Source organism: Hymenobacter crusticola, assembly GCF_002154225.1.
Lineage (GTDB): Bacteria > Bacteroidota > Bacteroidia > Cytophagales > Hymenobacteraceae > Hymenobacter > Hymenobacter crusticola.
Genome location: NZ_MTSE01000017.1, coordinates 1 through 20,600 on the forward strand (window position 1 = coordinate 1; position 20,600 = coordinate 20,600).

16 protein-coding genes are annotated in these 20,600 nt (G+C 53.7%); 7 read left to right on the plus strand and 9 right to left on the minus strand.

The annotated features are described in order from the left end of the window. Window positions 1–369 precede the first annotated feature (369 nt). Window positions 370–1,257: an ACP S-malonyltransferase gene (fabD, locus tag BXP70_RS22030; protein WP_086596287.1), complete on the plus strand. Its 888-nt coding sequence runs from the start codon at window positions 370–372 to the stop codon at window positions 1,255–1,257. 131 nt (window positions 1,258–1,388) lie between these two features. On the opposite strand, the gene BXP70_RS22035 is transcribed toward fabD, so the two are convergent. The 3 genes from BXP70_RS22035 to BXP70_RS22045 all read right to left on the minus strand — a co-directional run bounded on the left by BXP70_RS22035 (window position 1,389) and on the right by BXP70_RS22045 (window position 5,904). Beyond that, window positions 1,389–3,731: a T9SS type A sorting domain-containing protein gene (locus tag BXP70_RS22035; RefSeq protein WP_245849720.1), complete on the minus strand. Its 2,343-nt coding sequence runs from the start codon at window positions 3,729–3,731 to the stop codon at window positions 1,389–1,391. A gap of 727 nt (window positions 3,732–4,458) precedes the next feature. Then, complete coding sequence (folK, locus tag BXP70_RS22040) at window positions 4,459–4,956, minus strand: 2-amino-4-hydroxy-6-hydroxymethyldihydropteridine diphosphokinase (protein WP_086596361.1); 498 nt, start codon at window positions 4,954–4,956, stop codon at window positions 4,459–4,461. 78 nt (window positions 4,957–5,034) lie between these two features. After that, window positions 5,035–5,904: an alpha/beta hydrolase family protein gene (locus BXP70_RS22045; RefSeq protein ID WP_086596289.1), complete on the minus strand. Its 870-nt coding sequence runs from the start codon at window positions 5,902–5,904 to the stop codon at window positions 5,035–5,037. Window positions 5,905–6,093: 189 nt separating this feature from the next. Here BXP70_RS22045 and BXP70_RS22050 point away from each other — a divergent pair, with 189 nt between their 5' ends. Then, window positions 6,094–7,074 (plus strand): polyprenyl synthetase family protein, encoded by a 981-nt coding sequence (locus tag BXP70_RS22050; RefSeq protein ID WP_086596290.1) that lies wholly within the window; start codon window positions 6,094–6,096, stop codon window positions 7,072–7,074. A 184-nt stretch (window positions 7,075–7,258) separates the two neighbouring features. On the opposite strand, the gene BXP70_RS22055 is transcribed toward BXP70_RS22050, so the two are convergent. After that, window positions 7,259–7,570 (minus strand): hypothetical protein, encoded by a 312-nt coding sequence (locus BXP70_RS22055; RefSeq protein ID WP_086596291.1) that lies wholly within the window; start codon window positions 7,568–7,570, stop codon window positions 7,259–7,261. A gap of 262 nt (window positions 7,571–7,832) precedes the next feature. Here BXP70_RS22055 and BXP70_RS22060 point away from each other — a divergent pair, with 262 nt between their 5' ends. After that, on the plus strand, window positions 7,833–9,215 hold the full coding sequence (locus BXP70_RS22060) for a cytochrome P450 (RefSeq protein ID WP_086596292.1): 1,383 nt from the start codon (window positions 7,833–7,835) through the stop codon (window positions 9,213–9,215). 79 nt (window positions 9,216–9,294) lie between these two features. Here the strand turns inward: BXP70_RS22060 and BXP70_RS22065 are convergent, their stop codons facing one another. Beyond that, window positions 9,295–10,605: a peroxiredoxin family protein gene (locus BXP70_RS22065; protein ID WP_245849713.1), complete on the minus strand. Its 1,311-nt coding sequence runs from the start codon at window positions 10,603–10,605 to the stop codon at window positions 9,295–9,297. A gap of 161 nt (window positions 10,606–10,766) precedes the next feature. Here BXP70_RS22065 and BXP70_RS22070 point away from each other — a divergent pair, with 161 nt between their 5' ends. The 4 genes from BXP70_RS22070 (at window position 10,767) to BXP70_RS22080 (ending at window position 15,658) form a co-directional block, all read left to right on the plus strand. Next, window positions 10,767–13,061: an aconitate hydratase gene (locus BXP70_RS22070; RefSeq protein ID WP_086596293.1), complete on the plus strand. Its 2,295-nt coding sequence runs from the start codon at window positions 10,767–10,769 to the stop codon at window positions 13,059–13,061. Between the two features lie 313 nt (window positions 13,062–13,374). Then, a complete protein-coding gene (locus BXP70_RS29565; protein WP_143436626.1) occupies window positions 13,375–13,623 on the plus strand; it encodes a hypothetical protein in 249 nt (82 codons plus the stop codon). A 256-nt stretch (window positions 13,624–13,879) separates the two neighbouring features. Next, complete coding sequence (locus BXP70_RS22075; RefSeq protein WP_086596294.1) at window positions 13,880–14,185, plus strand: hypothetical protein; 306 nt, start codon at window positions 13,880–13,882, stop codon at window positions 14,183–14,185. A 177-nt stretch (window positions 14,186–14,362) separates the two neighbouring features. Continuing rightward, window positions 14,363–15,658: a chloride channel protein gene (locus BXP70_RS22080; RefSeq protein ID WP_086596295.1), complete on the plus strand. Its 1,296-nt coding sequence runs from the start codon at window positions 14,363–14,365 to the stop codon at window positions 15,656–15,658. 122 nt (window positions 15,659–15,780) lie between these two features. Here the strand turns inward: BXP70_RS22080 and BXP70_RS22085 are convergent, their stop codons facing one another. The 4 genes from BXP70_RS22085 to BXP70_RS22100 form a co-directional block, all read right to left on the minus strand. Then, a complete protein-coding gene (locus BXP70_RS22085; protein WP_086596296.1) occupies window positions 15,781–16,170 on the minus strand; it encodes a hypothetical protein in 390 nt (129 codons plus the stop codon). Window positions 16,171–16,337: 167 nt separating this feature from the next. Then, entirely contained in the window at window positions 16,338–16,754 is a 417-nt protein-coding gene (locus tag BXP70_RS22090) for a hypothetical protein (RefSeq protein WP_218779841.1), read from the minus strand. A 120-nt stretch (window positions 16,755–16,874) separates the two neighbouring features. After that, window positions 16,875–17,123, minus strand: coding sequence for a hypothetical protein (locus BXP70_RS22095; protein WP_086596297.1), 249 nt, complete (start codon window positions 17,121–17,123; stop codon window positions 16,875–16,877). A gap of 416 nt (window positions 17,124–17,539) precedes the next feature. Beyond that, entirely contained in the window at window positions 17,540–20,359 is a 2,820-nt protein-coding gene (locus tag BXP70_RS22100; protein ID WP_179197778.1) for a S8 family peptidase, read from the minus strand. Window positions 20,360–20,600: the final 241 nt, after the last annotated feature.

Sequence of the window (20,600 nt, forward strand, 5' to 3'; positions counted from 1 at the left end):
AGAGCCAAAACAATCCCCTCATCGACTGGACGGGGGATGTGACGGACCTCGAAGGTGCGAAAGGCGGCAAAGTCTCTGATGGGTTGTACTACTACCAAGCGGAGGTGGAGTTTGCCGACCTAAACGGCACCAAAAAAACCTTCAAAGGCTGGGTGCAACTCAACCGGTAAGCTGGACCGCGAATTCGGCGGATTACGCAGATTTTGCGGACGTTCAGCTTGCGGGAGCTCGATTATCAGTTAGCTAGGTTATCGGCAAAAGAAAAAGGCGCACTCCTATGCGCCTTTTTCTTTTGCCGATAGATTGCGCAGATTGCGCCACTTTTCGCGTAAGTCGTCGAAATCGTTTACCAAATCCGTGGTTCAGACAATGAAAGCAGTTATTTTTCCTGGCCAGGGTAGCCAGTTTAGCGGCATGGGCCGCGACTTGTATGAGCAGCAACCCGCCGCTCGCCAACTCATGGATCAGGCCAACGACATCCTAGGTTTCCGCCTGACCGACATAATGTTCACCGGCTCCGACGAAGATTTGCGTCAGACGAACGTTACCCAACCCGCCATTTTCCTGCACTCAGTAGCGCTGGCCGCCAGCCTGCCCGACTTAGCGCCGGCTATGGTAGCGGGTCACTCATTGGGCGAGTTCTCGGCGCTGGTGGCAGCGAAGGTGCTTAAGTTTGAAGATGCCTTACAACTGGTAGCCCAGCGCGCCCAAGCCATGCAAGCTGCCTGCGAGGAACAGCCCGGCACAATGGCCGCCATCCTAGGTCTGGACGACGATACGGTGGTGCGCATCTGTCAGGAAATCAGCGAGGCCGGCAATGTGGTAGTGGCCGCCAACTTCAACTGCCCTGGCCAACTAGTAGTCTCTGGCAGCCAGCGCGGAATTGAAATTGCCTGCGAACAGCTGAAAGCTGCGGGTGCCAAGCGCGCGTTGCCGCTCAGCGTGGGCGGCGCTTTTCACTCGCCCCTGATGCAGTCGGCTGAGGCCGCCCTCGCACGTGCCATCGAGCAGACGCCCTTCGTCGCTGGCATTTGCCCCATTTACCAGAACGTGGACGCTGCCCCACACCGTGACCCCGACGAAATTCGCCAGAACCTAGTGCGTCAACTCACTGCCCCCGTACGCTGGACCCAATCGGTGCAAAACATGGCCGCCGATGGCGCTACCGAATTCGTGGAATGTGGACCGGGCAAGGTGTTGCAAGGCTTAGTAAAGAAGATTGTGCCAGCCGTAGCCGTTAGCTCAGCAGCGGTATAGGCTAAGCTTTCTTAAGGTCAGCAAAAGCCCCGGCCACTGAAAATACAGTGAGCCGGGGCCTTTTATTGTGCAGTAACGTACCAAAAACTTGTTGGAAAGAAGCCTCAGTACGAGGCTTCTTTCTTGTTGCGTTACTGAATAACTACGCGCTGGGTTTTGGTGGTATCCCCTTTAAAACGAATGATATAAACACCCGGCTTTAGCTTATCGCTCGGAATGCTCAGCGTGGTTTGCTTGCCTACGCTTACCTGCGACAAAGTTCTGCCTACTACATCTACCACATCGATGCTTCTCACATTGAGCTGGTTAGGACCTAGGTTGATGTTGATCTTGTCTTTGGCAGGATTCGGGTAAACTTCTATGCCGGTGTTGGCCAACGCATTTGTGTTGCCTGTAACCGTGCCGCAAGTAGTGGGAGCACCTAGGCCGCTAATGGAAGCCAAAGAGGTAGCAGCTACCATTTTGTCTAGCTTCGTGCCGCCACCCGCATTGTAGGCAACGGTCAGCGTGTGCGATCCTGCGGTAAGGGGAGCCTCTTTTAACTTGATCCAGCCCCAGCCACTGCCAGTATTCACTTCTTTTATGCTGACATCATCAATGTAGTACGTGTTAGCTACCTTGGCCATATCGAACAAGAAGGTAGTAGTAGTAATGTTCGCCGTTATCGTCCAGGAAACTTGCTGCCATTCAGTACCAATGGTTTGGTCTGGCTGGAACTGAGAATTGCTAGTCCCGGTAGAAATCCTGATAGATCCGTTTGGCGCAAGGGCTTTGACCCAGTAAGAAATCACATATTGCTTGCCAATGGTAGTCGGAATCCCTGCACTCGACACTTGTACTCTCCAATAGTCGGTTTGTGCGGTAGCGTTTACCGCTTTCATGGCACGGCTCCCGCTATGAACTTCAGAAGGCACAGTAGTAGCAGTGACGGCAGCCCCTCCGTTAAGAACGCTCCATCCCGTTAACGTATTCCCAGTTCCAACTTCAAACCCACCGTTCGTTACCAACTCGCTCGTTACACTCTGGAAATCACCGTTGTCGATCTTTAACCAGTAGCCATAATCTTCCCCAACGGGGACATTTTGCCTGGCAACAAAATTATAATTGGCGGTACTGTCAACCGAGAATGGCATCACTAGGTAAGCAGATGCATCAGTGGGTGGCGCTGTCGGGCTGCTCAAACCGCTTTTCACCTTCACATACTTCCCGTTAGAAGCTTCCGGGTCCGTCACTACATCCCAGCTCGAACCTACCGCGGCGCATTCGGCTTCCAGCCAGGTTCTTTTGCCAAGGGGCTCCGCTGGTAACACGGGGTTATTGGTGCCCCACCACTTAAACCAGCGCTGGTAATACAACCCAGCATAAGGGTTTACGGTAATGTTGGTGTTAACGCTGGTGTTGCCTAGCAGGAACTTGTCGACGAAAGCTTCCATGGCCGGCTGCTGGGTAGCAGGTACGGCACAGTGGTTGTGGCCGCCATCAATGTAGAAGCCGAACCGGTCGCCGATGCCGAAGGTCTTCCATACTTCGTGCGCAGCCCGCGCCGACACATACGCGGAGGGGTTAGCGAGCCACTCGAAATCCGTATTGCCCGTTACGAGCAGGGCGCGGGGCGCAATCATGGCCATCAGCTCGTGGTGGTCTTCCGGCAGTTTAGCCACGTTCGCTTCGGAAAACCGCTTCATGTCATCCTTGAACCAGCGGTAGTCCGTAGCACCTAGCTTCTCGACGGCACCTAGGGTCTCGGAAACGCGCCAAGCCGGCGCGCCGCCCCCGCCTGATTCTTGCGCGATGGTCAGCGCGATGCGCTCATCCATGGCACCGGAAAATAAGGCCATTTTGCCGGCGTACGAGCAACCGGTCACGCCGATGTGCTTCAGGTCGATAGGCAAGCTCGCTTGTACCAGCTCCAAGCCATCAATAAGGCGGCTCACGCCCCAAGACCAGGCTGCGTACTGGCCTGAGTTCTCTAAGTTCTGATCCGGGTACAGCTGGAAGTAAGGGTCAGTCAGCTGCGGATTGCCGTAGGTCGTGACATTGTTATGATTATACTGGATGCGGGCAATGTTGCGACTGGTGAAAACCCCGGCCGGTACGCTCCCCGACAAGCTATTCATGCCGATAATGGCTGGGAAAGGGCCAGGGCCCGTTGGTAGGCTTACGGGGGAAGTCAGCGTAATCGTTTTGCCATTTACTGTCACATTCACGGTGAGTGTACCATTGCCGGTGCCCGTGCCGGGAGCATAGCTAGCCGTGATGGTTTCGGGGCGGTTAGGCCGGCGGCCTATTTCGTAGTTCTCAATCTCGGCTTTTATTTCGTTGCGTCGGCACTCCCAGTCGTTGAAGCTCGTGGAGCGCCCGCGGCCATCCGACCACATAAATGGGTCAGTTAAAGGTTGAATAGCAGGTAATTGGTCGAAGCTAGGAAGCGGCGGCGCGGTGCAGCTTCCTCCTGTGTTCTCAACTGTGTACACCAAAGGAGGCGCTTGCGCTAACACGTTTAAGCAACTAAAACTCAGAAGCAACGCTAGCAGCGTTGATAATTTACTTGTGGGAAAGGAGAACATTGTTTTCATAATGGGTTAGTTTGGTTGTGGGAAGGGTAGTAGGTCAAGCGTGCATTTTCATAGGCAGGATTTTGTCAGGTGAGGGGTAAAGAAAAACATGGGCGAACGTTACAAGGGAGTAGTAGCTGAAAGGATTTCGCAAACGTTTCCGATGAAAATGCAATTGCAGAAGTTTCGACTACAGAGAAGGTACATATGGCCTTGGAGCCCCTTGGTAAGCATAGAGCGCCATTTACTATGGAAGATAGTAGGCGTCAAGAGCGGATCTAGCCGTCTTCCTCAGGAGAGGCAAATGAAAGGATCGGAATCGTTCCCGGAAACGATTGTATACAAAGCGATGATAAAATATTATTCTTCTTATTCCGTTGGAGCTTCGACAATATTTGACGGCGTCTATACTGCTGTGCTATTTCATTGGAAACAGAATTGTCCTATTCTCTAGCCATCCAAATAGTAACTAGCACGCAGCCAGCTAGTAATCATCAATTGTTTGGAAGGCTGCAAACCTAGGCCTACCTAGAAGAGAAGGAGATCCGAGAGGAGCAAGTTTTAAAGTAGCAGCAGGAGGCAGCTGATTAGGCATGCAAGTTCCTGCTAACTTACCAGCCGAGTTAATTCTGTTGATGCGCTACTCTTATTTGCTGACGCGTGTCACGGGCAACTTATCCGCACACGCTTCTAGTAATTCGGCTACTGTGCGGCCTAGCTCAGGATGCACCACATCCGCTGCTATTTCGGTCAGCGGCACTAGCGCAAAGCGGCGTTCTGGTAGACGTGGGTGCGGCACTTGCAGCCTAGGGGTATCCAACACGACCGCGCCATACAGCAGAATATCGACGTCGAGGGTACGAGCGCCCCAGCGCACAAGACGCTCACGCCCAGCTAGCTGCTCCACCTGCTGACAAGCATCTAGCAGCGCCGCAGGAGCTAGGTGCGTTTCGAGGCGTATGGCTTGGTTCAGGAACGCAGGCTGCTCTTCCAAACCCCAAGCGGCCGTTTCATACAGACCCGACTGCGCCGTGACGCGCCCAGCCACTACCTGTAGTCGCTCGACAGCCGTGCGGAGCGTAGCAATCCGGTCGCCTAAATTGCTGCCTAGTAGTAAGTAAGCGGTTAGTTCGGATGAGGCCAAGAGCGTAGTAAAGTATGAGACGTACAAGTGCCGTTGATGCCTGCCGCTTAGGCTTCCTGAATAATAGGCTGGCAGAAGCTACCCTAGGTTATTGAAAAAGAGAATCGTACGGTCGGCTATTTCCTGCGCATGTACGGGTAGTGTGTGGTGCGGCCACGGATGGCTGCCGCCGAAGGAGTGGTTGACGCCGGGTTGGATTACTAACTCCGCGTCGGGTTTCCAGCCTTTCAAGTCGTGAGCCATTTGGAGGGGCAAGGTTTCATCCTGGTCGCCGTGAATGATGAGCAGGGGCTGGCGCAGCTTGGTGCGCACATTTACTGGAATATCAAGCCGCTCGCGGTTCGCCTGAAAATTCTCGACTAGCTGATAGTAAAGTGGCATGCGCTGACCAGTGCGGCCATTCTCAATGTACTGCACACCGTTGGCTTGCCACTGGCGCATTACTTCGGCAGGCCAGCGCTGGTCGTAGTCGCTCATGGGGGCCCAACCAGCTACGGCCGTTACGCGGGCATCTTCAGCGGCTTTCAGCAAGACCAAGCCACCCCCGCGACTATGACCAATCAGCAACAAGCGACCTAGGTCGAGTTCGGTGGCGGGCAGGGGCGTGGCGCCAGGCTGGTGCAGAGCGTCGAGCAAGGTACCTAGGTCGTCGAGCTCGATAGAGAAGTTATTGTGTCCGAAGGCTTCCATGTCCTCCAAGTCGCCGGTGCCGCCGGGCACGACGCCATTATGCGACAAATTGAGTTTCACGAAAACAAAGCCACGCTCGGCAAAGTAGTCGGCCAGCACGTTGAAATGGCCCCAATCTTTGAACCCTTTAAACCCGTGCACAAATACCACAACGGCTTTGGGTTGTCCATTCGCTACGTAATGCGCATCGGCTGCGAACGGACGGGGATGGGCTGGGTTGGTAAGCAAGAACTCAACGGTAGTAAGCGGGGCAGGCATACGGAAAAGCTAGGTAAGAGAAGCAAAAGTAAGCAAGCAACTGGCCGATTGTAAGTACGCTAGGAATGCCGCCGCAACGAGCAAGTGCGTATTGCTGCAATATCCAAACTCTTCGCTAGGTTTACTGGTTAGGAAACCGCCCCACCTCGCCGTATCATTGCGGCGCCTTGAGTTGCTCAAGCTTTACGCATGAAAATTACCCTGGACGTTATTAAGGCCCCAATTGCGGCCGAAATGGAGGAATTTGAACACAAATTCCGCGCGTCCATGCAGAGTAGGATTTCCCTGCTCGACAAAATCATGAACTACATCGTAAAGCGCAAAGGCAAGCAGATCCGGCCGATGTTCGTGTTTTTCACGGCCAAAATCAGCGGTGCCGATACCTTGCCCGAGGCAACGTTCCGCGGCGCTGCCCTCATCGAACTGCTGCACACGGCCACCCTCGTGCACGACGACGTGGTGGACGAATCCAACTACCGCCGCAGCTTTTTCTCCGTCAATGCGCTCTGGAAGAATAAGATTGCGGTACTCGTTGGGGATTATCTGCTGAGCAAAGGACTGCTGCTGAGCCTGGAAAACAACGATTTTGAGTTACTCAAAATCGTGTCGAATGCGGTGCGCGAATTGAGCGAGGGAGAACTGCTGCAAATTGAAAAAGCCCGCCGCCTCGACATCACGGAGGACGTGTACTTCGAGATTATTCGTCAGAAAACGGCTTCGCTCATCGCTTCGTGCTGCGCCGTGGGGGCTGCCTCCACAGGTGCCGATCTAGAAACGATTGAACGCGCCCGGCTCTTCGGGGAAAAAGTAGGCATTGCTTTCCAGATCAAAGACGACCTGTTCGACTACGGCACCGATGAAATTGGCAAGCCTGTGGGCATCGACATCAAAGAGAAAAAGATGACGCTGCCGCTGATCTACGCCTTGCAGCAGGCTGATTGGCTTACCAAGCGTCGCGTCATCTTCAACGTGCAGAACAACGACGGCCGCAAAGACCGGGTGCAGGCCGTTATTGACTTCGTGAAGCAATCCGGTGGCCTCGACTACGCGGTGCGCCGCATGGAGGAGTACCGCGACGAGGCCCTGCAACTGCTCTACACCTTCCCCGCGTCGCCGGCTCGCGCTTCATTAGAGCAGCTGATTAACTATACCATCGAGCGGGAGAAGTAATTCCGGGACCACGGACTCGACGGATTATTCGGCTGCCACAGATTTTGTGGACGATTTCCTTGACACTGTTCGGAATGTATTACCAAAGCAAAGCGGCATCCTATCTTAGGATGCCGCTTTGCTTTACTGGTTGTCCACAAAATCCGTGGCAGCCGAGTAGTCCGTCGAATCCGTGGTCTGGGACCTAGGCTTCGGGCTCGGCTATTTGATAGCTCACTTTGTCGGCCGCTACTTCAGATACCTCGAACTTCACGCCGTCGAACGTGCTCTTCACGGTCAGGCTGTGGATCATGTCGCAGCCGGGGCACTTGATTTCTTCCGTTTCATACTGATCGGTTTCGTCGAGCGCCGGAGCATCAGAATCCGGGGCAGGTACGCCAAGCAGATCGGTAAATACTTCGGTATGACACTGGTTACACTCAAACTTAAGGCCGACCGTGCGGCCTTGTAATTCTTCGAGCGGAGCTAGGGTATCGGTTTTTTGTTGAATCCACATAAGCGGTAAAGGTTGGTTTTGGGAGAGTAGGCCGTATCGGTTGCGGGCTGCTTGCTGCTGGCCCGTTGGGGGTGTACGAACGAAACCTAGCTTTGTGTTGTGTTTTGAGGAAGAGAAAGGTCTAATGAGCTCTGGTTAGGCCGGAAATTTATAGGTAGCCTCGCCGGCTAGGCTCAAGCGCTTTGCCCGTTCGGCAACAGCCCTGTATTGATGGTGTCCAAGTCCCTGTAGTATCTTGAAGCTGCTCTAACACCTACCGCTTATGTCTACTGCCACTGCTGCAGCAACCAAAAAAATCCCCGTCGTGCCGCGCTTTCGGTCGCTGCTCGGCTCCATGCTGATCGCCGCTAACCCCATCCCGATCCTTAATAGCTACCTGAACACCTACGGCGATACCCTAATAATGTACATCGGCGGCGTACGTCCCACGCTGCTTACCCGCGACCCTGGCTTGGTGCAGCATATTTTGCAGAAAAACCACCGCAATTATCCGAAGTCGGAGCTTTCGCATGGTATTGCGCGCTACCTAGGTCATGGCCTGCTCACGAGCGAGGGTAGCTACTGGCTCCAGCAGCGGCGCCTAATTCAGCCTGGTTTTCACCGGCAGCGGGTAGCGGGCCTGGTAGAGTTGATGCAAGCCGAGATAAACGAGTGTTTGAAGCCGCTCAAACGGCAGCTAGCACAGGAGGGAGGCAGCACGGAAGTAGAAGTGCACCGACTGATGACCACTACGGCCTTCCGCATCATTGCGCGCTCCACCTTCAGTACTAACCTCGACAATGCCAAGCTGGAACGCATGTCGGCGCTGCTCACGGCTATCCAGGCTTTCTACGTGCGCAGCATCCGGCAGCCGTACCTGCGGCCGTGGCTGGCGCTGCGTAACCAGTTTCGTCAGCACGACGAGCTAGCTACCGAGCTGCGCGAAATGGTGCGCAGCTACGTTCGGCAGCGCCAGCAAACCGACGACTCCTACGACGACTTGCTGCAAATGCTGCTTGACGTGCGCTACGAAGATACCGGCGCGCCCATGACCGAAGAGCAGGTTGTTGATGAAGCGCTGATCTTGCTCGTTGCCGGGCACGAGACTTCCGCCAATGCCCTGTCGTGGATGTGGTATCTGCTGGCCCAGCACCCGTCCGTAGTGGCCCAGATGCGCGCCGATATGACGCAGGTGCTCTGCGACCGTTCTGCTGCCTTCGCCGACTTGCCCAACCTAGGGTATTCGCTGCAAATAGTGCAGGAAACCATGCGCCTTTACCCACCCGCCTGGATTGTGGACCGCGTCGCGCAGGAAGACGATTCCTATAATGGCATCAGGTTGCCCAAAGGCACCATGATTTCGGCTTACCTGCTTGGCATCCACCATGCACCTAGCCTCTGGGAAGATGCCGAAGCGTTTCGCCCCGAGCGGTTTGCGCCCGAGCAAATGAAGCAGCAACCGCCGTACGCGTACATTCCGTTTGGCGGCGGTCCGCGCCTATGCATCGGCAACCAATTTGCCCTAACGGAAATGCAGTTAGTGCTACTCGAAATGCTCCGTCGCTTCGACATCGATTGGGTCGAGCAACCGCCTATTCAGCTGCAACCCCTCATCACGCTTCGCCCGCGCCAGGAAATTCGGCTGCGGTTTCGGTCACGAAGCTAGGTTGCTAAAAGCAAAAAAGACCGTCATGCTTCGATCAGCGCAGCATGACGGTCTTTTTTGCTTTTAGCAACCTAGCTTTTTACTCCTTCACCAGCTTGTCAATTGTCTGGTTGAAATCAGCGACTAACTCGTCGTAGTATTTGCCCGTGCCAGGGCCGGAGAACCCGGTATTGATCTTGCGCACATCGCCTTTCTTGTCGATGATGATGGTAGTAGGAAACGCCAGTACCTTGCTGATCTGGGGCAGCGACTTGCCGGCGGCGTCTTTATCGGCCACACCGGCTACAGCTAGGTCGTAGCCGACGCCAAAGCGGTCTTTCATCTTACGCAGACGCTCGGCAGCTTTGGCGTATTCGGGGCTGCGCTCGTATCCTAGGCCAATGATTTCCACGCCGCGGCTCTTGTTCTTCTCATACCACGGCGCCAGAAAGTTTGTCTCATCCATGCAGTTTGGGCACCACGAACCTAGCAGTTGCACCACAACCACCTTCCCTTTGTACTTGGGGTCGGAAAGTGAAACCGCGCCGCCTTCAAAAACGCTGGGAAATTTGAAAGCTAGCTTCTTCTCACCCGGTTTCATGAAGGTGAGCGAGTTGGCATCAGGGAGCTTTGCCTTCGGGTCTTCCACCGCCGTCCAAGTTTCATGGCCGCTTTTACCGCTGTAGAAGTCGCCTTTCAGCGTGCCATTGGGGCCTTTGGTAGCTGTGAATAAGAAGCCATGGCTGCCATCGAAAGTTGATAGGCGCAGTAAGTTTCCGGCTGCTTGCCCGGCTAGGTAGCGATAGTCACCAGTGGTCGTGAGGAAGGTGCCGGTCAACTCGCCGGTTTCGGAGCTTTGTTTAAAAATACCGACCGCCGGGTAAGTTTTTCCTTCCTCATCCTTAAACTCGACGCGATAAGTGCTTTCAGTTATCATCTCCTTGGCGTCGCTAGTAGGCTTGGCCTGTAGGGGGAATAGCTCCTGCTGCCCGTGCGTAGCCGAGAACGGCACCCGGTACGGACCTTTTGCGTCATACTTCACCCAAGCACCTTTAAGCTTATTCTCTCCGTCCTTACGCACGACCAGCGCCGCGTCGAAGGCACCTAGCTTAAGGGTGGTGGAGTCGCCGGCGGCAGTTATTTCGTCGAGCTTCAACTTCTCGGCACCGTTGCGCAGGTACACGGCCACCGGCTGGTTGTTGTTGCCTGTCTCGACGTCGAACAAGAACGGAATTTCTTGCCCCTGTGTAGAGAGCACACCACGCCAGGTGCCCGCTTGCAGGTAATTGGCATCCGGGGTAGAAGTCGCACCGGCCGCTTGTTGCTCAGAAGGGTTCGATTGGCAGCCGGCTACCACCAGCGCGAGGCTAGCTCCGGCTACGATCTGCCGCATGGCGGAAGGGAAAGTCATAGATTCAGAAGAAAAGGGTGCTCAAGTAAACTACTCTAATTTGGAATTAGTTTATATAAGAAACGCGCAAATATAAAGTTTGGGCACCGCAACAAGGCGCGCTTATATTTGCGTACTGTTCAAAAAGCAGCTTACTTTTTCACTCTTTCCATTTCTCTATTATGGCGTTTGACATAGAAATGATTCAGGCCGTGTACGCCGGTATGGGCCAGCGCATTGAAGCCGCCCGTGCCGCCGTTGGCCGTCCGCTCACGCTAACCGAAAAGATTCTGTACGCTCACTTGTATGGCGGCCAAGTCAACAGTGCGTACGAGCGGGGCGTTTCCTACGTCGATTTTGCCCCCGACCGCGTGGCGATGCAGGATGCCACGGCCCAAATGGCGCTGTTGCAGTTCATGCAAGCCGGCAAAGACAAAACCGCCGTGCCTAGCACCGTACACTGCGACCACCTTATCCAGGCCCGCATTGGTGCTAACGAAGACCTCGCCGAAGCTAACTCCGAAAACAAGGAGGTGTACGATTTCCTAGCCTCGGTTTCAAACAAATACGGTATCGGCTTCTGGAAGCCCGGTGCTGGTATCATCCACCAAGTGGTGCTCGAGAACTACGCCTTCCCCGGCGGCATGATGATCGGTACCGACTCCCACACCCCTAACGCGGGTGGCCTCGGCATGATTGCCATCGGGGTAGGTGGTGCTGATGCCGTCGACGTAATGGCCGGCATGGCGTGGGAGCTGAAGTTCCCGAAAGTAATTGGCGTAAAACTGACCGGCAAGCTCAATGGCTGGACAGCTCCCAAAGACGTAATCCTGAAAGTAGCAGGTATCCTGACCGTGAAAGGCGGCACCGGTGCCATCGTAGAATACTTCGGCGAAGGTGCCGAAAGCATGTCGGCTACGGGTAAGGCTACCATTTGCAACATGGGTGCTGAAATCGGCGCTACTACGTCGGTGTTTGGCTTTGATGAGAAGCAAGCGGATTACCTGCGCAGCACCAACCGTGCTGATGTGGCTGACCTAGCTTATGGCGTAGCTGCTCACCTGCGCGCCGACGACGAAGTGTACGCCAACCCTGAGAACTTCTTCGATCAACTGATCGAAATCAACCTTTCGGAGCTAGAGCCGCACGTAAACGGTCCTTTCACCCCCGACGCTGCTTGGCCAATCTCGCAGTTTGCTTCGGCCGTGAAAGAACATGGCTGGCCCGAGAAACTAGAAGTAGGTCTGATCGGTTCGTGCACCAACTCTTCGTACGAAGACATCACGCGTGCTGCTAGCATTGCTGAGCAAGCCGTATCGAAGGGCTTGACGGTGAATGCCGAGTTTACCGTAACGCCGGGCTCGGAGCTTGTGCGCTACACTGTAGAGCGCGACGGCCTACTCGATACCTTCGCTCAGATGGGCGGCGTGGTGTTGGCTAACGCCTGCGGTCCGTGCATCGGCCAGTGGGCGCGTCACACCGACGACCCTAAGCGTCGCAACTCGATCATCACCTCGTTCAACCGTAACTTCGCCAAGCGGAACGACGGCAACCCGAACACGCACGCTTTCGTGGCCTCGCCCGAAATCGTGACAGCCTTCGCTATTGCCGGCGACCTGACTTTTAACCCGCTCACCGACACGCTGCCCACGAAAGATGGTCAGCAAGTGAAGCTAGATGCTCCTCAAGGCGTGGAAGCACCTCCGCGTGGCTACGATGTAGAAGATGCTGGTTACCAAGCTCCCGCCGCCGATGGCTCGGGCGTACAGGTTCTCGTTGATCCAGAATCCGATCGTCTGGAGTTGTTGGAGCCCTTCAAGCCTTGGGAAGGTACCGATCTGCAAGGTCTGCGTCTGCTCATTAAAGCGCAGGGCAAGTGCACTACCGACCACATCTCGATGGCTGGTCCGTGGTTGAAGTACCGTGGGCACTTGGATAATATTTCCAATAACATGCTTATCGGTGCCATCAACGCCTTCAACGGTGAAGCTAACGCGGTGAAAGACCAGTTGACCCAGGGCACGCCGTATAACACCGTCCCACAAGTGGCTCGCACGTACAAGTCGTTAGGGATAGGCTCAGTAGTAATTGGTGACGAAAACTACGGAGAAGGCTCGTCGCGTGAGCACGCTGCCATGGAGCCGCGCCACCTAGGTGTACGCGCCGTGATTGTGAAGTCATTTGCCCGTATTCACGAGACTAACCTCAAGAAGCAAGGCATGCTGGCGCTCACGTTCGCTAATAAGGCTGATTACGACCTGATTGAGGAAGACGATACCATCGACATCATCGGTTTGGCAACGTTCGCTCCGGGTCAGCAGCTACAAGCGCGCTTGCACCACACCGATGGCGATACAGACCTCATCTACTTGAACCACACGTATAACCAAGGGCAGATCGAGTGGTTTAAAGCTGGCTCGGCTCTGAACCTGATTCGCTTGCGCGAAACGAGTGGTGCTCAACTTTCGCAGAAGTAAGCTAGGTTTGATCCTTCTAAAAACGGCCGCTTCCATAAAAGGAAGCGGCCGTTTTTTATGGCTTCAGGAAAAATACTGAAGCTAAATGCTATTGGACAGGCAGGAGCGGAACCTTGACGAATGCAAAAAGCGTAAAAGGTTGAATTGTCATTTTAGGTCATATTTCTCAGATTTGGACGAACAAGGAAAGTGAAGCAGACGAAAGCATGATGCTAAGACCGATGTTTATTATTAAATATTAATATATTTTAATTTACAGTTACGTATTTTTGCGTACTGTTCTGCTTTTCTCTCTATCCTATTTGCCAGTGTGATGATGACGCTTTCCCAAATTGAAAACTTTTTGCAGCTTTTAGGTTTCCGCCCTGACAGTACCCCCAATACGTATCAGCAGGATACTGCTCAGGGTCCGGTGCGGGTACGCCACAACAGCTCGGGTAGTGGCATTTTGATAGAAGGACCACAAGGGCTAGTAGGAGGAAGCGCTAGCCACGGACGACACCTGTTAGCGATGCTTGCAATGGCAGGTTGGTCGGTGAGTGAGCTACCTGGCTTGAATTAGGTGAACTATAGAAGTAGCGCTATTGTATTTTACAAGTCAACCCATCCATAGTTCGTTCTATTACGTATAGAAAATACAATACTTTTAGCCAGCTTGCGTAGTTTTTCGCCTCCAAACAGAGCCATTTGTTATGCCTGCTCCAGCATCTATATCATCTGAGCCATCTCCCCAGTTTGATAACGCAGCCGGATCAGTGCACGTTGTACCCGCAGGCACGTATGTCCGCTTGAACTGGGCATCACAGCCCGCTTCAGTTATGGTGTGGCGTCAATTACTGGAACAAGCACTAGTGCAATTAGAGCAGCACAATTGGCACAAGCTTTTAGGCGATCAACGATCGTTGCCGCTCTTTAGTACCGAAAACCAAGCTTGGATATTGCTCGATTGGTTTCCGCGTGCTGTGCGCTCAGGGTTGCGTTATGGAGCTATCATATCGCCTCAAAACGTGATGGTACGGTTGGAAATAGCGGCTTTAATTCGAGAGGTTAATACTTATCCGCTTACGTACCGGCTTTTTGCTGATGAAGCCGCCGCTGCTAACTGGCTTATTCAACAGCCTTAGTCTACGCAGAAAGTGAGGGCCGCAACTCAAGACGGCGTGTCCTTGCCTATCTTTGCTTGCATACGGTGATGGATTGCCACTGCGAACTGCCGAAGCGTACCGCTTTGCGCTGATGATTCTTATGGAACGGACGGTCGAGGAGGCCGCATCAGGTAGTTCATCTTGCCGTTCGCTTTTATGGCTCGTCAGTTCTCTTCTTTTTATTGGTTGTCTGCTCGCTTGCGAGCTGTTCCAACAACTGCTTACGTGCTCTTTTTGCTGCGTTGGGTGGTTATCAGCACGCTCATAGGAGGGCTAGCCGGTACGGCGTCCGCCATTTTTTTGGTGTCCTTGGATTGGGTAACCCACTGGCGAGAAACGCACCTGGTATTAATTGCGCTGTTGCCGGTAGCCGGCTTCTTTATCGGCTTGGCTTATCATCTGTTCGGCAACCAGGTTGTGCGGGGGAATAACTTGATCTTGGACGAGATTCATGCGCCGCGTCAGTTGATTCCTTTGCGTCTTGTGCCGTTGGTATTAGGAGGCACGTTGCTCACCCACCTGTTTGGGGGCTCCGCCGGGCGCGAAGGCACGGCAGTACAAATGGGAGGAGCCCTAGCCGATCAGCTTACGCGTCTGCTGAAGCTGCGGCCACGCGACCGGCGTTTGCTGCTCATTGCGGGCATTAGCGCTGGTTTTGCCTCCGTTTTTGGGACGCCTCTGGCCGGTGCTGTATTTGGACTGGAGGTATTTCTGCTCGGCTCGATGCGCTACGATGCCTTGCTGCCAAGTTTTTTGGCCGCGGTTAGCGCTGATTTTGTTACCAGAGCCTGGGGCGTGGGGCACACGCATTATCCGCAGCTAGCTTCACTACCTATCACGCCACTTACCATCTTGTACGCTTTGATAGCTGGAGTATTGTTTGGGTTAGTAGCGCGTAGCTTCGCAGCGCTTGTGCACAGAATCAGCCAGTTGTTTGGGCGCATTGCTTACGCGCCGTTGCGGCCGGTGCTAGGTGGCGTGCTGGTGGCAGCCAGTGTGTGGGCCCTAGGTACTACGCGGTACATCGGGCTGGGCGTGCCCGTGATTGTAGAAGCTTTTCATTTGTCGCTGAGTCCAGCCGATTTTGCCTTGAAGCTGCTGCTAACGGCTCTTACCCTAGGGTGTGGTTTCAAGGGTGGGGAGGTTACGCCACTGTTCTTTATCGGAGCGACGCTCGGTAGCGCATTAGCAGGGGTCGTGCCTTTACCCGTTGCTTTGCTGGCGGGGATGGGTTTTGTGGGGGTGTTTGCGGGAGCTGCTAACACCCCCATTGCATGCACGCTGATGGGACTAGAACTGTTTGGCGTGCAGGCTGGCGTGTACTTGGCCCTCGCTTGCGTAGTAGCATATCTATTCTCCGGCCATACAGGTATTTATTCGGCGCAACAGATTGGACAAGCCAAACATCTGCGTTTCGGACGGCAACAGGGGAGTCGCTTAGGTGACTTATAGCTACTACAGTAGAAGAAAGAGGCCTACAGAACAGCCAATGACAAAGAGGTAACCTAGGTTGTGCGTTGAAAAAGAAAAGCCGAACAGAGTATCTGTTCGGCTCACAAAACACACTATGCGCGCTAGGCTTGCTCGTCTTCTTTCCAAGTTGAGGAGCTGCCGCTGCCGTAACGAGGGTCATCGGCCGCATAGGCAGCCCGCCGGGTACCTTCGTCACTATCCTGGGCAGCAACGACAGCATCTGGGTTCTGGTTTTGTTCAACGTGGCCGCGTTGTTCGGCTGGGTCAGCGTTTTTGCTCACTTGGCCGTAGTCTTCGGTACTGTTTGGACGTTTTTTGCGAAACTCACTGAATTCGTCTGGGTTGTCGTTTGAGCCATCATTTGAGGCGCTAGCGAAACCTGATTTAGGCTGATTAGCAGCATCAGCAGTGCCAAACTCCCCATAACGGGGGGCTTCATTGCCAGAAACATTTTCAGGGGCAGATTGCGGAGCTTGAGGCGTATTTTCCATGACAAAAGAATAAGGAGACAACTGAGTAACTCAACCATTATACGGGCTTAATGCTGTTTCGGCTGGCGTAAGCCTTTGAAACGCTGCTTTCCTACTAACGCTCAGTGGGAAACCGCTAAAATGGTGATTACAGGTCCAGCACTGCTGAAAGGCATGTACTGGATAAGTCAGAGTGTCGATACCTGCTCTTGATTTTCTTCTCGTGGCTTCTGCACCAAGTAATAGTAAGCTAAGATGAGCAAGCCAATCAGGAACGGAACAATAGCGAGATGTTTGCCTTCGATGGTGTGCCCAATAAGGAGCGTATCGAAGCCCATAAACTCGCTGATCATCCAGTAGGAGTTGGCCGTAATCCAGAACACAATAGCTAGGTTGTGGGCTAGCTCTGATTTGATGGTGCGAGTGCGCCAGCAAATTACAACCGCAATACCTAGCGTAGGCAAGATCATGAGCAAGCCCAGCGGCTTCCAGACCATGCACCAGCTGATATCTTTTATCAGCCAGAACAAGATGTGCATGTTTTCCATTTTCCGGTATTCGACCGGAATGCTGTATACTTCTTCGGGTTCGGGGGTTGGTTTCATGCGAAAAGCGTAAAGCCAAATCTACTCAGTGCAACGGGTAGTAAAAAAGAAACCCGGCTACCTCCGTGTGGGAAACGGAAGAAGCCGGGAAAACCGGTTGACCTAGAAACGAAGCAGCAGTTAGTTCAGCCACACCTCAGCCACCGGCTCAAAGCGGTGGCGGGCGAAAGCACCATAAGGACGCTCAGCATAAAAACCTAGTACGTGAATTTGGGGCTCACCGGTGCGCGCATTGGGCAACACACGCACGGGGTACACCTTGCCAGCTACTGGCCAGTCACCGATGTAGTCGGTGGGCTGGCTGCTGTCATTCACGCAGCGGGCATATTGCTGCACAGGAAGCGGAGTAGGAAGCTTTACTTTCGACATATACAAAGATACCAATATCCGTCGAAAACTAAAAATGTTAGCCAATTATATTTGGCATAAGACCACTGATTAATCGCTGAAAATCACCCCCAAGTTTTTAATGAGATTTTAACTAACAGTCAAGCTTTGAAAGCTATATAGCATAAATTTATTATGCATGCCTACGGTTACAGTGCCATAATGGGAGTGTATGGGCTAAATAATTTAGTAAAATCACTTAAAAAGAAAATTAACTTGCTAATTGCCAGGGTATTGGCATGAATAAAGGTAGCTGCCGGCAGCAGTTAAAGTATGTTGCTGGTGGATAGGGTAGGGCTCTATTAGAACAAACCGTCCTGTAGCTAACAAACAACAACCCCCTAGTAACTAGCTAGGTAAGCTAGGTACTAGGGGGTTATGTGAAAAAGCTATCTAAACTAGGGGTGCACTAGCACGCGGCGAGCAAGAGTAGTCGTTGGGCCTTGCACTTGAAGTATATACATTCCGGCGGTGCAATCACCTAGGTCAAGCTCGGTATTGGTGCTTCGCAGAGGCTGCTGGCGAATGCACTGACCGAGCGCATTTAGGATGCGCAGTTGCTGGCCTACGAACGCATGTGGAACGTCTATGCGCACCTTGCCTGCCGTTGGGTTCGGATATACTTGCCATTGAGCCGCTGTAGCTGCTTCGCGCGTAGGAAGCACCTTGCCGCTGTAGGTAAGCTGGGCATTGGTAGCGGAGGTTTGTAGTTCGGCAAGCGAGCCAGCACCTAGTACCGCGAAGGCTACCGTTACGGAGTCGCCGGGGGCTAGCTTGCCAACGGCCGCTCCTACTACCTGCGATACGTCCGAGCCGTTAGGAAGACCAGCCGTGGCATTGCTCGTGCCGCTGCTTAGGGCCGTAAACTTTTCGGCCCGGTTGAAGCCATCGCGCAAATACACCGGAGAGGCTGTAGGCGCATTGTTGTCGATGGAGTATACCGTAGGGGTGCCGCCAGTTAGTACTTTCACGCCTGTATAGATGCTGCTTGTTACTGGCGAATAGACGTAGCCCAGCGAACGGCTTGCATCCCAGGCAGCGGCGTTGCGGGTAACGGTGAGCGGTAAGTCCCAGTCCATAAACAAGCCAGCGTACAGGGGGCGCAGCGTGTCGGGCGTCACGTTGGTGAGGCTGTATTCTACTATCACGTAGTTGCGCTGGCCAGCACCTGACCAAGCGTAAGCATGTTGCTTGATACGCAGGCCCACACTATTCTTGCGCACTGAGCCTGGTAGCGAGTCGCGGAAGGTGCCTGTGGCCTCTTGGGTGGCACGCAAGGGTGCTTCGCTCATGGCAAGCTGAGCAACCGAGAAGAAGTCGGTACGGCTGCTGTAAGGTGATTCGCGGACACGGTCAGAAGTCCGGGTTGGGCTAGTGGCTACCATTAGGCCGCCCTCAGATAACAACAAGCCGCTGTTTTTGTATGTGATGCTTTCGCCCAAGTAAGAGCCTAGGCCATCGTAGCCAATATTGCCGCGGGTGGTGAGCGTCATATGTAGATCATTCGCGTCGAGCAGCACATAGCCTGGGTTGAGCAGCAGCGTCAAATATTGGTCGCTTTCGTACCCGTCGGCAGTCGTGAAGTGGTACTTCAGAATGGCCTTCGTGTTGGCCGGCACACCCGACTGCACAGAAACCAGAAAGGGCGCGGCATCGTTGGTTTGGTGCTCCAGCGTGCTCAGCGCGCCTACGGTGAATGTATTCCGGCGAATAGTGAGGTAAGGGGAGAGGGTGGTGAGCGTTATCTTCAAGTTCTCGACGGGCAGCAGCATGTTCTGTACCTCCATGATGAGGCTCATCGCGTCGCCGGCCAGAAATACCTCACGGGCAGGCGTGAAGGTGCTGTGCACAATGCGTACTTCGCGGCGGTCGGTGAGCGTTACGGCGCGGTAGGCGTTGATGCGGCCCGTACCTAGCTTGCCCGCGTAAGCCGTGTTGCCCGCGACGGTGCTGATGTTGTCGGCAGTTTGGCGTAGCTGCGCGGCTACCTGATCGGCTTTGTAGTTGGGGAAACGCGAGCGAACTAATGCCGCTACACCAGCCACAATGGGAGAAGCAAACGAAGAGCCATCTACTCTGTTATAATCGTTAAGCTGGTCGCCTCGCGTGGTCCAGATGCCATAGCCCGGCGCCGCTACGGAAACTCGGTAGCTGTACGTGCTATTAGTACCCCTAACATCATCTTGCTTTACGGAAGCAACTGATATAACATGCTCGTAGCTAGCAGGATAGTAATCTGATTCGGTGGTGCCATTGCCAGCCGCCGCTACAATCACTACGTCGCGGTTGATGGCGGCATACGTAATTACGTCCTGCTCGAACTGTGAGCGGCCTCCCTCGTTGCCCCATGAAAGATTGATTACCTGGCAGCCGTGGTCGGCAGCGTATACCACGCCTTCGTAACCAGCGAAGTCGCCAGCGTATGTGCTCGGATATACTTTGATTGGCAGGTACTTGCACCGGAAGCCGACACCGGCTACTCCGAGGCCATTGTCGGTGCTGGCGGCGGCAGCACCTGTTACCAGAATACCATGAACCTTTTGGCTAATTAGCGGATTAGAGGTGGGGTCGTTGTCACGGTCAGCTAGGTCCCAGCCGTTGAAGTTGTCTACGTAGCCATCGTGGTCGTTATCGATGCCGTCGATGGGGTCGGCGTAGTTGTATTTGAGCTGCTTTTTCAGGTCTTCGTGCTGCAAGCGGGTGCCCGTGTCGATGATGCCAATGACGATAGATGTGTCGCCCTTCGTGACATCCCAAGCCCGATAAGCTTTGATGTTCTTCAGGTGGTACTGCGGGCCCGTTAGTGAATCAGCGAGGGGGTCGCTAGGCTGGGAGAGGAGCCCCCGGCGATAGAGCGGTTCGGCGTACTCTAGCACACCCGTTTGCATCAGGGCCCGGCAGGCTTTCTCCAACGGAAAGTCGGATGCTAAGTCAACCTGGTACACCATCTGCAAGTTAACTGAGCCGTGTTGGTCAGGGTCGGGAAACAAAGAATGGGGAAACTTGCGGCGCACATTGGTCGCTCCTAGCTGCTCCAGTACATTAGTCAGCACAGGAATCGTTGGCTGATCAGAACCTGCTAAAGTTGTATAAGTCGATTTGAGCTTAAGCACGAGAGTACCAGGCTTTTTCTCAGGTGTCGACTGTGCAAGCAAGGTGTTTGCTTGGATGAGTAAAAGAAATAGTACTAATGTAAGGGTGCGTAGTAATCGGTTCATACGCGGGCTGAAAAAGAATAGCAGTACAGTTAATACTGCTGCAAAAGACATTTTTCGTGCCGTGCGCTCCGTTTTATACAATTCTCATGCTTTCTTCCAAGTATACCTATGTTCTACCCAATTGCTGGATTTTAAAGGTATAATTCAAAGTTGGTAAAGTATTTTAAATATAAAATTATATATATTTTTGCCATGGTGCAGGATCAGCTGTTGGACTGTCTTTCTCAAAACGGTACAATTT

Bases quoted from the DNA above. Each gene is read 5' to 3' on its own strand.
- fabD (WP_086596287.1), top strand. From the start codon at position 370: ATGAAAGCAGTTATTTTTCCTGGCCAGGGTAGCCAGTTTAGCGGCATG.
- BXP70_RS22045 (WP_086596289.1), bottom strand. From the start codon at position 5,904: ATGCCTGCCCCGCTTACTACCGTTGAGTTCTTGCTTACCAACCCAGCC.
- BXP70_RS22050 (WP_086596290.1), top strand. From the start codon at position 6,094: ATGAAAATTACCCTGGACGTTATTAAGGCCCCAATTGCGGCCGAAATG.
- BXP70_RS22055 (WP_086596291.1), bottom strand. From the start codon at position 7,570: ATGTGGATTCAACAAAAAACCGATACCCTAGCTCCGCTCGAAGAATTA.
- BXP70_RS22060 (WP_086596292.1), top strand. From the start codon at position 7,833: ATGTCTACTGCCACTGCTGCAGCAACCAAAAAAATCCCCGTCGTGCCG.
- BXP70_RS22065 (WP_245849713.1), bottom strand. From the start codon at position 10,605: ATGACTTTCCCTTCCGCCATGCGGCAGATCGTAGCCGGAGCTAGCCTC.
- BXP70_RS22070 (WP_086596293.1), top strand. From the start codon at position 10,767: ATGGCGTTTGACATAGAAATGATTCAGGCCGTGTACGCCGGTATGGGC.
- BXP70_RS29565 (WP_143436626.1), top strand. From the start codon at position 13,375: ATGATGACGCTTTCCCAAATTGAAAACTTTTTGCAGCTTTTAGGTTTC.
- BXP70_RS22075 (WP_086596294.1), top strand. From the start codon at position 13,880: ATGGTGTGGCGTCAATTACTGGAACAAGCACTAGTGCAATTAGAGCAG.
- BXP70_RS22080 (WP_086596295.1), top strand. From the start codon at position 14,363: ATGGCTCGTCAGTTCTCTTCTTTTTATTGGTTGTCTGCTCGCTTGCGA.
- BXP70_RS22085 (WP_086596296.1), bottom strand. From the start codon at position 16,170: ATGGAAAATACGCCTCAAGCTCCGCAATCTGCCCCTGAAAATGTTTCT.
- BXP70_RS22090 (WP_218779841.1), bottom strand. From the start codon at position 16,754: ATGAAACCAACCCCCGAACCCGAAGAAGTATACAGCATTCCGGTCGAA.
- BXP70_RS22095 (WP_086596297.1), bottom strand. From the start codon at position 17,123: ATGTCGAAAGTAAAGCTTCCTACTCCGCTTCCTGTGCAGCAATATGCC.
- BXP70_RS22100 (WP_179197778.1), bottom strand. From the start codon at position 20,359: ATGAACCGATTACTACGCACCCTTACATTAGTACTATTTCTTTTACTC.